This is a genomic window from Dolichospermum lemmermannii CS-548 (assembly GCF_028330815.1).
Lineage (GTDB): Bacteria > Cyanobacteriota > Cyanobacteriia > Cyanobacteriales > Nostocaceae > Dolichospermum > Dolichospermum lemmermannii.
This window is the reverse complement of record NZ_JAQMTJ010000046.1, coordinates 1-12,750: the sequence shown is the minus strand read 5'-3', so window position 1 is coordinate 12,750 and position 12,750 is coordinate 1. Positions and strand designations below refer to the sequence as shown.

Genomic DNA, 12,750 nt, shown 5'->3' with positions numbered 1-12,750 from the left:
CGAAAAATGGTCGTTTGGGGATTTGATATTAGCGATCGCCACCTAAGATTTCGACGATTTTGTATCAAAATTATCCTCACAGGTATTCAAAAATCCGAAATTACCGATTGTGACACTGGGGGGTGCGGAATGTGGGTTTTAGGGTACATCAGATGCCTTTTCCAAAGTGACTGTAGAAGTTATTAAATGAAATTCAGGAAAATTAATACCACAACAAAGAAAGTTATGAACAACAAAGTTAGCGTTTTGTTAGCAGTAATATTGGTTGGCAATTCTGTAGCAGTTAATCCATCAGTTGCTATAGAAAGTAATCCTGTTTTTGTTCCGCACAAGATAAGGAATATATCTCAATATCCAATAAAAATAGCACAAGGGATAGAACCTAGAGTTATTAAGCTGCGTCTAGCAGATTCTGGTGTGTCAATAGGAAGCGTTATAGCTTGGGGATTTGGTGGATTAATACAAAAACGATCAACTGATTGGGTTCGTTTAGAAATAAGTGGCAATCAAGTCAAAGTCATACATACAACCAGAACAACTAATGCGTTGACTCAGTTTTCTAAATGGTGGGATCATCCTGTCAGAAAAATTGCTTTTAAACCAGATTCTTGTACAGTAGATAATGTCCAGAAAACAGGTGAGTCAGATACAGAAACCAAACTGAGAGAGCTACAAAAATTGTATGATTCTAAACTAATAACAGAGCGAGAGTATCAAGATTCACGAAGTAAAATCCTGAGTCAAATCAATACGAATACAACTCCAACCACTACAACTAATTCAGACTGCGTTGTAGTTAAAGAAAATGGGATCATAGAACTTAAAGATATAAGTTTGTTGACCAAAGGAGAATTGAAAATTGAATATTTAGAAAGCGGTGAATGGAAATATGCTGCCTTCAGAGTTCCAGCAAAAGAATATCAGTAGCAACCAGTAAAATAGACATTTCCAAGAAAAATTGTAGAGACGAGAATCCTTATCCATGGAACGTCTCTACAGGGGTTTTAGAAAATTCGGAGATATTTGATTATTTTACTCTCAAGACTTACTCCGTGACTCACGGGGAAGAAATGCTTCTATAACTAAAGCTCTTCAAATATCTATTTTTTCTTCAGAATAAATGGCGTTTTCACCATCACATCTGTATTCATCAACTGATCCCAAAACCGAAAATAAAGACCATAATTACAATTAAACTTGTGATGATGAAGAGTATGGTGAGTTGGAGTAATCAAATTTTTACCCCAAAAACCACGCATCCAGGAACGGGGATAAACCTCATAACCTGTATGATTGACAACGCCAAATATCGTCATTAATGTTAGCAATAAAAGGATCATACTAATGTGAATGGGAATAATAAAAACCAAAATAGGAATAATAATTGCCGTCATCATACTCTCAACTGGATCAAAAGAAAAAGAAGTCCAGGGAGTAGGGTTAATAGATTCGTGATGCACCTTATGAAAGCGGCGATATATACTAGGGTTGTGTAACCAGCGATGAGTCCAATAAAAATAAGTATCGTGGATAAACAAATATATAAACAGACTTACTGGCAAATAAACCCAGCCATATTGGATAGGATTTATATAAACTTTTGTTTGTCCTAATGCGATCATTTCCATGATAAAAGCACTGGGTAAAGCAAAAATAAGACAGGAAAAGAGAGACCATTTGATTTCGCTTTTCATTTTACTCTTCCGTCTATCCAGATCATGAAGACGACGAACTTCCCAAGACTGGGGACGACGAACCCAAAGTAACCAATAAAGCAGCGAAGACACAATCAGATATCGTGTCGAAAGAACGAAAAACATAAACAAACTGGAGATACCAAATTGCGTCAAATTGGGGAGCATAAAGGCTGGTTATGTATTTATAAAACAACATGAATTATTATAGTTCTTTCTTTGCGCCTTTGCTCCTTAGCGTCTTTGCGCGAAACCCCCCTCTCAAAAGAAAAGGGGGAAAATGAACTTACAAAAACCAACCGTAGGAATGTAAACCCTTACCCAAAAGATTCACACCAAGATAACAAATCCAAACTACAACAAAACCAGCAGCGGCTAAAATTGCAGGTTTTCTACCTTGCCAACCGCGAGTTATTCTAGAATGCAGATAAGCGGCAAAAACTAACCAAGTAATTAACGCCCAAGTTTCCTTAGGGTCCCAACTCCAGTAAGAACCCCAGGCTTCATTAGCCCAAACACCACCGGCAATAATCCCAATTGTGAGGAGAGGAAATCCCAAACCAATGATGCGATAGCTGATATTATCGAGGGTTTCAGCTAAGTTGAGGCGTTGAGGTGAAAGAATTTCAGTGGTTTGAATAGGAGTGGTTGTGACTAAATCCAAAACCGCAGTTCCATTCCCGTTGTTATTAATTTCAACGCGAGAAAAGCCATTAGTTTCCGCATCGGGTGTAGATGTAACTAACTCACCAGCTTTAAGTAGTTTATAGCCATTACTCCGATAACCGCCATTACCAAAGGAACTACCTTGTAATTGGATATTTTGGCCGCGAGTAACAATTAAAAATGCGATCGCTAACAATGCACCCACCATCAAAGCGGAATAACTCAACATCATGACACTGACGTGCATCATCAACCAATTAGATTTCAAAGCCGGAACTAAAGGCTCTGATACCTGCATATTTGATGGTAAAGTTAGAGTAGCAAAAGCAGCAATGCACATCGCCACAGGTGCAGTCACAACTCCCACCAACCGGCTACGACTACTATTTTCGGCAATTAAATGGACAGCGGTAATTCCCCAAGTCAGGAAAAATAAAGACTCGTAGAGATTACTCAGGGGAAAATAACCCGCTTCGATCCATCTAGCCCCTAATAAAGTCGCCATACACAAATTAGCGATCGCCATACCGGCTGTTCCCAAAGCCGCTGTCACCGATAAACTCGGAAAAGCCGCCCCCACCCAATAAACCAACATCGTACAGAATAAGACAGCAAAAGAGGCATTATCTAGCCAGTTCTGGAGTACAACCAGATTCATAAACACTTCTCTCCAAATTCCGATTTCCTTGATCCTAACTGGTTTTGGAGATTAGTCATTGGCAAGATTAACCTTCATAATTCATAGCGCCCAGATATTTAGTTAAATATCCAGATGTGTAGGGGTTTAGCAGGTGTGTAGGGGTTGCTTTAGGTCAGCCAAAAGAAAAAATATCAGTAGAAATGGTTTTTAGAAGTCTAAGTAGGTTAGCATTGTAAATCGTCGTTATGGCACTAGGCAAGAGGCAATACTTCGACTTCGCTCAGTAACCAGAGGCAAGAGTGAAGAGGGTTTGAGCGATTTTACTTTTCTTTACACAGATTGGTTTTATTGTGTTCACCTACTTATATTATGTAGCTAAATCCGTAGAAAGGGGTGAGAATCCCGATATCGTCACCTATTTAGTCCAACGAGCAAAATTATTTGGTTTAGTCAAAGCTATCAGGAAACGACATCGAGAAACACAACAAATCAGAGAACAAATTTGGGGGGCTGTACCGTTAAGTTGACACCAATGAAGCTCTTGCTTTACCCCTACATAATTTATTGATTTTTTGGCTACTAAAATATCCTTACTGCCAAAGGTAGATAAGTAGAAACAAAACAATCCAGATAACATCAACAAAGTGCCAAAACAAAGAAGTGGCATTTATCCCAAAATGGCCATTATCAAAGTTACCAGGAATGAAAGAACGCAACAAGACAATTAACTGTAACAGAATACCCGTAAAAACGTGCAAACCGTGAAAACCAGTTAATAGATAAAACATTCCGCCGAAAGTACCAGAAGTAAAGCCAAATTCAAGTTGACTCCATTCCACTGCTTGGCCATAGAGGAAATAACCACCCATAGCCATTGTTAAAAATAACAATAGACGATAGGTTTTTAAATCATGTCTTTCCAGAGCTTTTTCTGCAAAATAAATCACAAAACTACTAGCAACTAAAACCACAGTGTTAATGCTAGGTTCTTTTATTTCCAAACCAGAAACACCAGCCGGCAACCAATTGACAGCAGAAGTTTTGTAGATAATATAGCCAGCAAAGAAACTCAAGAAAATGACACTTTCTGATAACAGAAAAACAATAAAACCAAACATTTTATTGCCTTCTTCATCATGTTCGTGTTCATGACTGTGGTGAGACTGTAACTCTTCTGAAGAAATAGAACTATCCATGATTTTAATGAAGAAATAGGAGATTAGAAAAATAAGAAAATAGGGAATGGTTTACAGAAAAATTTATTTCGCGCAAAGGTACAAAGGAGCAAAGGCGCAAAGATAGATAAAAATCTCTGTAATCCCTAAATTCTCAAATTACTCATGTTCAGAAGATGCCATTAATTCGGATTTACCATAACCATAAGGTTCGCAAGTGACAATCGGAATTTCCTCAAAATTCTCAACAGGAGGAGGAGAAGAAACAGTCCATTCCAAACCAATTGCTCTCCAAGGATTAGCAGAAGCTTTTTCTCCATCCATCCAAGAAATCAACATATTGAAGATGAAAGGAAGAGTAGACATTCCTAACAGAAAAGAACCCAAACTAGCGACAATATTCCAACCAATTAATTCAGGTGCATAAGAAGCAGCGCGGCGTAACATTCCTTGCAAACCTAAAGGGTGCATGGGTAAGAAATTCAAATTTGTGCCGATAAATGCTAACCAAAAATGGATTTTGCCCCAACCTTCGTGGAACATTCTGCCCGTCATTTTGGGAAACCAATGATAGATAGCTGCATACATTCCCATAGTTACAGTTCCATAGAGAACATAATGGAAATGACCAACAACAAAATAGGTATTGTTAACATGAACATCCACTGGAACAGAAGAAAGCATAATTCCTGTAATCCCAGCAAATACAAACATTACCAAACCACCCAAAGCAAATAACATGGGTGTAGTTAAGCGAATTTTCCCACCCCAAATAGTTGCTACCCAAGCAAATACCTTAATCCCTGTGGGAATAGATACAAACATGGTTGTCACCATGAAAAATAACCGTAGCCAACCAGGAGTACCACTCACATACATATGGTGTACCCAAACAATGCCGCTAACTACAGCGATTAACATCGAAGAAATGGCAACGACTTTATAACCAAATAAAGGTTTGCGGGAATAAACGGGAAAGATTTCCGAGAAAATCCCGAAGATAGGCAAAATGATGACATATACCGCAGGGTGAGAATAGAACCAGAAATAATGCTGGAACATCACCGGATTTCCGCCTTTAGTAGGATCAAAAAAGGCAGTTCCCACTGTAATATCAAGAAGTAGCATGACCGCCCCAGCTGTTAAAGCTGGCAGTCCAAATAATTGGATAATTTGGGCGCTAAATACTGCCCAAACAAAGAGAGGCATTCTAAAGAAACCCATTCCCGGCGCTCGCATTTTCACAATGGTGGTGACAAAATTCACCGCACCCATAATGGAAGAGACACCGGAAATAGCCACCGCTAATAACCACAGAACTTGACCGTTAATCAAGTTTCCCGTGGGGTTTTGGGTACTGACGGGGGGATATGCCCACCAACCAGATTGAGCAGGGCCACCGGGGACAAAGAAGCTGGCCATGAGGAGAATTCCCACCACGGGAACCATCCAAAAAGCGACGGCGTTCAAGCGGGGGAATGCCATATCTCGCGCCCCAATCATCAAGGGAACGAGGTAGTTAGCCATACCAACAAGAGAGGGAAATGTCCACAAAAACAGCATGACTGTTCCGTGCATGGTGAACATTCCGTTGTAGACTGTGCGGTCAATTAAATCAGCTTCGGGGGTGATGAGTTCTCCCCGCAGAATCATGGCGAAGATACCGCCAACGAGAAAGAAGATAAAGGAAGTAACGAGGTATTGGATACCGATAACTTTATGGTCGGTACTAAAGCTGAAGTATGTTTTCCAGGTTTGGGGTGGTTCGTGGTGATGTGATTCACCAGCAACATGAATGGGGATGTTAGTCATTTGTCAGTTGTTAGTTGTCAGTGGTCATGAAAATAACGAAGTTAACCTGGGAAATTGACTAATGGAGGTGTAGCAGGTTCAACGGTTTTCCAACCGCTGTCAATGCCGTTTTCTACTTTGAGGGCATATTCAGAAGCCGCTTGGTTAGGGGCTGGGCTGGGTTTTTGACTCGCAGCTTTGCTTAACCACTGCTGATAGTTGCTAGGTGATTCCACAATGACCTTGGCTCGCATGGTGGCAAAGTATGTACCGCTATACTGAGAGTCGGTCAAATCATACGCACCGGGGCGAATGGGAGTAAATTCAAAGTCCAGGTCGTTACCAGGAATAATGTCTTGTTTGAGGCGGAAAGCGGGGATAAAAAAGCCGTGAAGTACGTCTTCCGAATGCAGATTTAGACGAACACGGCGATCGCTCGGTAAATGCAATTCTGTACTGGTAACATTGCTTTGAGGGTAATGAAACACCCAAGCCCACTGTTTAGCGGATACATCAATATGTTCTATATCCTCAGCTACTGCGGCTTCTGAAGCCTCATCTGGCGCAGCTTCAGCAGTTTCCATCTTCATCGGATTATGTAAGTGGATCTGGTGAGATGGTCCCTGGATACCCATTTCTTCGTAAACTTGGTAACTATAACCAGCAATCCACAACACCAACATAATTGGGATTGCTGTCCAAATTACTTCTAAAGTCACATTACCTTCAATGTGAGGCCCATCACCTAAATCTGTAGCTTTTGCCCGATGGAAACAAATAGAATAGAAAAGAGTAGCAGTTACTCCCAGGAAAATTAAAGATCCTAATGTTACCAAAAAGCTAAATAAATCATCAATCAGATGAGATTCAGCAGCCCCTTGGGGAGGAAGCCAAGAATAAGCCTGTTTACCAATCCAGAGACTAGTAAGAGTTACCGCAACTGCCCCAGTAACAATGGTCAAAAAGTTGAGAAATTGCCGAATTTTCATAATGGTCAGTTGTTAGTTGTCAGTGGTTAGTGGTCAGTGGTCATTTGTTAATGGTCAGTTGTGAATTGTTAGACAAGAATTTTTACACCAATCACCAATCACCAATTACCAATTACCAATCACCAATTACCCATTACCTATTACCAAATATTTGATTGATGTCTTGTCCTGCTCGTAGTAATTTATCGGCTGTATTGTGAACACCAAAATCTGCGGCTAAGTGCGCTCCTAATGTTCCATGAAAATACATCAGCAACATAATAATTACACCGACAACCAGATAAGAAATTTGCACTTCTCTCTCTTCATATTTGCCGATAACGTAACGTTGCCAACCTCTCCAAAAGGTCATACCCACCATGAGAGCCAGTAGTAATACACCACCCACACCGTGCCACATCATTGTGGGCATTGCCAGCATTCCCCAGGGACTTTTGATATCTGCTGGTGGGGCTGCTAATAACATTTCATAAAAACCTGCACCAACCGTGAAAAATGTAATCACAGATGCAGCAAAAATGTTGTACCAACCGACATCAAATAATTGAGAACGTTCAACCTTAATTCCCAAAAAATTGAATAGCCATTTTTCCAAAGGGAAGAACACACCTAAAATATCAAAGATAATGGCAATGATGAATAAACCTAATGTGAGGTGTACCAAATTAGGATGAATCGGAATGGCATAAGGTAAACCATTTGCACCCATTTGGTGACTAATTTGGTCTAATAATTCTGAGTTCATGGCAAGATTCCATCCTTTACCGCTTCCACAACAGGTACGGTATGTAAGCCATACACCCATACCAGTTCATCACCAAGATATACTTGAAAACCAACCAAGGCTGTTAATAAAACTGCCACAGCTATATAATGAAAAGGGAGTTTTTTCGGATCACGACTCCGCAAAACATAACGCCAAGCAGTAATAGCGGCAATAATACCTGAAAGTGACCAACCGATGAGAGTATGAATATTTAAAACTGATTTAGCGAGTTCGTAGGGTTTTGCTAAACCAGCCTCAAATTGACCAAAAATAATTGCCACAAAAATAGCTACAGTGGCAATACACATATTCCACCAACTCACCTCAAACAAAGTAGTTTTACCAGTTACATAACCAGCGAAATCACAAAAAACAGAAAATAGCACCATCGCAATTACAAAGTGAACCACGATAGGATGTAAAGGATCTGGATATGGTAAATTATGCTCATTCAATGAAGTGAAAAAATCCAGCATTAAATTCTCCTAGACTGATTTACTACTCCTTAGCCAAACTTAAATAATTGCTAGATACTCACTCACTGATACCAAAAAATTATTTGATAAATCTGGTGTGAGTTTGCTGCAATGTATAACCGTCAAGTGATTTCTTCATAGTCACAACAGTAATTATGGATGTAGCTAAACTAAATCACTGTGAGAGGTTGAATTTACTAGACGTAAATTTTTATGAATTGTCAAAAAAACTAAAAGCAGAACTTCTAGAATTAATCTACAGAGCCAAAAGCAGATTTTAATCTTGGCTCTATTACAATATTTTTAAATCAAAACCAAATATTTTTATGTTTATTGATGTACAATAAAAAATTATCACTTTGTGATTTAAAAAACCGAAATATATAACTTTTATAGTAGGTAGGATGAAAATGAAGCTGGATAGAATAATATTTTAAGAATAATTGAACGCAGATGAACGCAGATAAACGCAGATAAAGACGGATGAATTAATGAATTTCATGATTCTGTGCAACATTTTTTCTTTGCGTCTTTGCTCCTTAGAGGTTGTTTGAAAAGTATTAGATGAAACCAATAATTTCCAAGAACCTAACCCCCCAGCCCCCTTCCCTATCAGGGAAGGGGTGTTTCAAAGCCTCTCCCCGCGTCGGGGAGAGGTTTGGAGAGGGGTTTATTTATACATTAAAAACTTTTCAAACATCCTCTTAGCGCCTCTGCGCGAAACAAAAATATATTTCACTTACCTGATATCTGCATTCATACCCACCAAATCCCCAAATCCCTAATTAACCTTGATAGGGGTTATCGAGTCTATCCACAGAAACATTAACCGACAATGGTAAACGACCGGGATTTAACCGGGGTTCAGCCGCATAACCTACAGGTACTAAAACAGCAATAGCGATATCAGGATCATTCTCAGCCCCAATGATAGCTTTTACCTGTTCCTCAATCCAACCATTCATAAAGCAGGTGGATAAACCCAAACTTTCCGCTGCTAACACTAAATTTGTAGCAGCTATCATGGCATCTTTAATGGCGTATTCCCGGCGCTTGTCTCCTAACTTTTCTTGAAATTGGGGAATTGCATTTCTAAAATAATTCACAGTTCCCTCATTCCAAGCCCCAGTGGCTGCACCTTGCTCTAAAATGGGTGTGATATCTTTTTCTCCCGCAGCAGCGTCAGCAGCAAAAACAAAGGTAACAGGCGCTTGGATAATTTGCTTTTGATTCCAAGAAGCAGCACATAACGCTGCTTTTTGAGCTTCGTCTTCAACTAAAACGATTCTCCACGATTGGACGTTAAAACTACTGGGTGCAGCTACGGTTAATTCTACCAGTTGCTTGAGCAATTCTGGGGAGATGGGGTCTGGTTTGAAGGTTTTGATGGAACGACGTTGTACTATGGCGCTGGGTACGTCTAATGCCGGGATTTGGGTGTTTGCAGTCACGCTATTCTCCTCTGTTTTATCCTATCCGCTTAGGGTAACGCTTTTTTGTACGCAGTTCGTTGGTTATTGATTAATTTTTTTTCTCACGCAGAGGCGCGGAGGCACGGAGGAGGTAAATACGGAGTTTTAATCCTTTATAGGCAGATTTATTACAGAAATTCCCAGTGTTTTTAACTATGATTTTGCAGCAATATACTTGTCTAAGGTAGCAGATAATGTAGTTTTAGGAACAGCACCAACAACTGTTTTGACTTGTCGTCCCCCTTTAAACACCATCAATGTAGGAATACTGCGAATCCCGTAATGACTAGCAACGGTGGGATTTTGATCGGTATTTAGTTTTACTACTTTTATCTGTCCTTCGTATTCCGCAGCCACTTCTTCAACTACAGGAGTTAGCATTTTACAAGGACCACACCAAGGGGCCCAAAAATCAACTAAAACCGGAGTTGTACTTTCTAATACTTCTTGCTTAAATGTGGCTTCGGTGACATTGGTAATTGATGACATAAATTGTCTGCCTAGATTTAAAGTCAATAATTCAATAATATCTAATCAATAGGCGTGAAAATATGTTGATAAGTTTAATTTTGCTAAGTTTCTTGAATTGTTAATTTTGTCCTGCGGTATCAGAATTTTGATCAGCACCACAATGATGACAATAAGGTAATTCTTTATAAGTCAAATTATGACAGTTATGGCATTCAACATATTGATAATAACCGCAGTGGGGACAGTGGCTATCTTGAGGACGAATTTTCTTGGCACATCGAATACAGCGTGATTTTTGGATTCTATTAACTGCTTGAACTTTAGGATTAAATACAACGGTTTGGAAGAATTTAATCATGCCAAAACCAACTAAGGGAATTAGCAAAATATAAGCGTAACTAATTAGGAAGATTAACCCACCAAAGAGGGAACTAATGATATTAAAGAAGAATTGAAATATGATACCAATTTGCAGAAATTGAAATATTTTCAGAATTAACGGAATTAAAAATATAACTAGCAAATGCCAACTAATTAATGCTATTAATCCATAGCCTTTGCGTTGGCTGAAGTTATTAACTAATAAGGCAATGAGAATTAGCGGTAATAAAAAGATAGTCTGAAATACTAACTGAATGCTGGGATACCAAAATGATGCGTCTTTATAACCTTTTTTAACTTGATTAAATTTAGTTTCATCTTTGAGAAAAGATAGGAAATTAATACTTTCAGATTTTGTTAGGAGTTGATTTTGCAGGTTAGCAATTTCCTGTTTTAAGGTGGAGATTTTCTCGCTATTTTGTGTTAATTCCTGTTTAGCTTTTTCTGCGCGAACCTGATTAATGGAATTACCTGAAGACTGACCAGCAATTTTTTCTAATAAGGTTGAATCATATTGTTGACGAATAGTAGCATTTGCTTGTTCAAAACGACTAATTTTATCTTGTGTCTGATTTATTGTCGTCAGAATTTTCTGATTTTGAGGATTATTCAGTTTATCTTTAGATTCACCGTAGTTCAAACAGATTTCGGAAACTTTACCTAAATGTCCAATTTCTACATTTTGATATGTTTGCCGAACTCTTTGCTCATTGTTACCATAAGGTAGTGAACTTCGCAGAAATTCATAATCTTTATTTTTGGTAGTTTGTGTTTTATAATTATCCCATTCTGAATAACATGGATAAGCTTGATTCGGGCTAAGATGCCATTCACTAATATTATTTAAACCCGTAAATACATTAATTAGAATAAAAATATCAACTAAAATAATGACAATCAAACTCACTTTATTGAGTGGTTCGTTATTGACGGTTCGAGAGTTATTAAAAAACCGATTTGAAAGCCGACGGATTCGAGTAAACATATAAACAGGATTCCGAATAGTTACAACTGAAATTAATTTACCATTTTCTGGTTACTTTGGTGTTTTTTTTATTAATTTTTATATACTTATTAAGTAGTTAGTTCTATCTTTGGTGAGTAAGTTAAATATTTTTTTCTCACGCAGAGACGCAGAGGCGCAAAGGAAGAGAGAAGGAGATAATGAAACCGACGGATTTAGATCACCGACTTCTTTGAATGATCTTCATTATTTACAAAAAATTTAATTCAGAAGTCGGGGATCTTTCGTACCTGGCTTAACTTATATTCATTATTTGCTCATGTTTTCAATTTCCTTCATTGACCGTTGATAGTCTTCTTCTTTGTCGTTTTTCTTATATATATTTGCGGCTGTTTGTAAATCTTCAATTGCACTTTCCTTGTTTCCTAATTTAGAATGAATAAGACCTCTACCATGGTAATAATTTGCACCGTTAGGATTAATCTTGATACCCTCATTAATATCATCCATTGCTTTCTTCGCATCTCCTAATTCATAATGGCACTTAGCGCGTCCAAGATAGGACTTAGCATGAGTTGGTTTTAGTTGCAATGCTTGATTATAATAACCAATGGCGGATTCATAATCTTTCTTTTCAAGACAGTCTTTACCAAGCCGTATATATTCATCCAAATTTTCTAAATAGCTGCGTAAACCGCCAGCGTAAAGCAATTCATCTATTCCCACCGAAGCTTTACCAGTATTTGAGTTAATCATATTAGTTGGTAAGAATCCCGCCAAAATCAGATTGTATTCAACCTGACTCACGCTGACTTCCTCTTGAATTAAAATACAAACTATAACTGTATTTTTTTCAATTTCTTCTTGACTAATTGACCATTTAATTTCATCAAAATTGCCATTCCGGGCTTTAACCTGAATACCAATTGATGAGTTAGAAGTTAAGGTAAAATCAACTTTTCCATCACCACCAACGCGCTTTGCATAGTCAACTTCTGTGACAAAATCAGCTAAACGGGATTTAACAACTTCCTCGCCTAACTTCCCCTTCATGTTGTTGATAAAGTAATTTTTGGGTTCGGTTGATGGATACTTTTTGACCATTTCCCAGCAAAAATCCCGTAATTGGTCTAACCTTTGACCAGAAATGACAGTTAATTCACTATGCTGGCCTTTTTCGTCACAATGGAGTAATTTAGCAGATTTAAGTCTTTGAATAAAATCAGTCTGTTGTGCCTTGAGTGGTGTTGTCCAGTCCATATTGG

General features: G+C 38.4%; 13 protein-coding genes and 1 pseudogene. 3 read left to right on the top strand and 11 right to left on the bottom strand.

Annotation, left to right across the window (positions count from 1 at the left end; translation table 11 throughout):
- Positions 1-186 (top strand): annotated as a pseudogene (locus PN450_RS02375) (hypothetical protein); the annotation flags it as partial.
- Between the two features lie 39 nt (positions 187-225).
- Entirely contained in the window at positions 226-927 is a 702-nt protein-coding gene (locus tag PN450_RS02370; RefSeq protein ID WP_271835304.1) for an SHOCT domain-containing protein, read from the top strand.
- Positions 928-1,100: 173 nt separating this feature from the next.
- Here PN450_RS02370 and PN450_RS02365 read toward each other — a convergent pair whose 3' ends face one another.
- Positions 1,101-1,787 carry a sterol desaturase family protein gene (locus PN450_RS02365; protein ID WP_271835303.1) on the bottom strand — a complete coding sequence of 229 codons (687 nt, stop codon included), beginning with the start codon at positions 1,785-1,787 and terminating at the stop codon, positions 1,101-1,103.
- Positions 1,788-1,980: 193 nt separating this feature from the next.
- On the bottom strand, positions 1,981-3,018 hold the full coding sequence (ccsB, locus tag PN450_RS02360; RefSeq protein WP_271835302.1) for a c-type cytochrome biogenesis protein CcsB: 1,038 nt from the start codon (positions 3,016-3,018) through the stop codon (positions 1,981-1,983).
- A gap of 332 nt (positions 3,019-3,350) precedes the next feature.
- Here ccsB and PN450_RS02355 point away from each other — a divergent pair, with 332 nt between their 5' ends.
- Entirely contained in the window at positions 3,351-3,527 is a 177-nt protein-coding gene (locus PN450_RS02355) for a hypothetical protein (protein WP_271835301.1), read from the top strand.
- 63 nt (positions 3,528-3,590) lie between these two features.
- Here the strand turns inward: PN450_RS02355 and PN450_RS02350 are convergent, their stop codons facing one another.
- From PN450_RS02350 to PN450_RS02310, 9 genes are all read right to left on the bottom strand, one after another.
- Positions 3,591-4,196 carry a cytochrome c oxidase subunit 3 gene (locus PN450_RS02350; RefSeq protein ID WP_271835300.1) on the bottom strand — a complete coding sequence of 202 codons (606 nt, stop codon included), beginning with the start codon at positions 4,194-4,196 and terminating at the stop codon, positions 3,591-3,593.
- Positions 4,197-4,334: 138 nt separating this feature from the next.
- Complete coding sequence (gene ctaD, locus PN450_RS02345) at positions 4,335-5,987, bottom strand: cytochrome c oxidase subunit I (protein ID WP_271835299.1); 1,653 nt, start codon at positions 5,985-5,987, stop codon at positions 4,335-4,337.
- A gap of 41 nt (positions 5,988-6,028) precedes the next feature.
- Positions 6,029-6,955, bottom strand: a complete 927-nt coding sequence (locus PN450_RS02340) for a cytochrome c oxidase subunit II (protein ID WP_271835298.1) — start codon at positions 6,953-6,955, stop codon at positions 6,029-6,031.
- Positions 6,956-7,088: 133 nt separating this feature from the next.
- A complete protein-coding gene (locus tag PN450_RS02335; RefSeq protein ID WP_168696359.1) occupies positions 7,089-7,700 on the bottom strand; it encodes a DUF2231 domain-containing protein in 612 nt (203 codons plus the stop codon).
- Positions 7,697-8,197 carry a DUF2231 domain-containing protein gene (locus PN450_RS02330; RefSeq protein WP_148761008.1) on the bottom strand — a complete coding sequence of 167 codons (501 nt, stop codon included), beginning with the start codon at positions 8,195-8,197 and terminating at the stop codon, positions 7,697-7,699. The genes PN450_RS02335 and PN450_RS02330 overlap by 4 nt, the downstream gene beginning before the upstream one ends.
- Before the next feature lie 785 nt (positions 8,198-8,982).
- Complete coding sequence (locus PN450_RS02325) at positions 8,983-9,648, bottom strand: nitroreductase family protein (RefSeq protein ID WP_148761006.1); 666 nt, start codon at positions 9,646-9,648, stop codon at positions 8,983-8,985.
- 174 nt (positions 9,649-9,822) lie between these two features.
- Positions 9,823-10,158 carry a thioredoxin gene (gene trxA / locus PN450_RS02320; protein ID WP_148761004.1) on the bottom strand — a complete coding sequence of 112 codons (336 nt, stop codon included), beginning with the start codon at positions 10,156-10,158 and terminating at the stop codon, positions 9,823-9,825.
- Positions 10,159-10,258: 100 nt separating this feature from the next.
- Positions 10,259-11,506, bottom strand: coding sequence for a hypothetical protein (locus PN450_RS02315; RefSeq protein ID WP_271835297.1), 1,248 nt, complete (start codon positions 11,504-11,506; stop codon positions 10,259-10,261).
- Between the two features lie 288 nt (positions 11,507-11,794).
- Positions 11,795-12,750: tetratricopeptide repeat protein (locus tag PN450_RS02310; RefSeq protein ID WP_271835296.1), on the bottom strand; the 956-nt coding region annotated here is incomplete at its 5' end.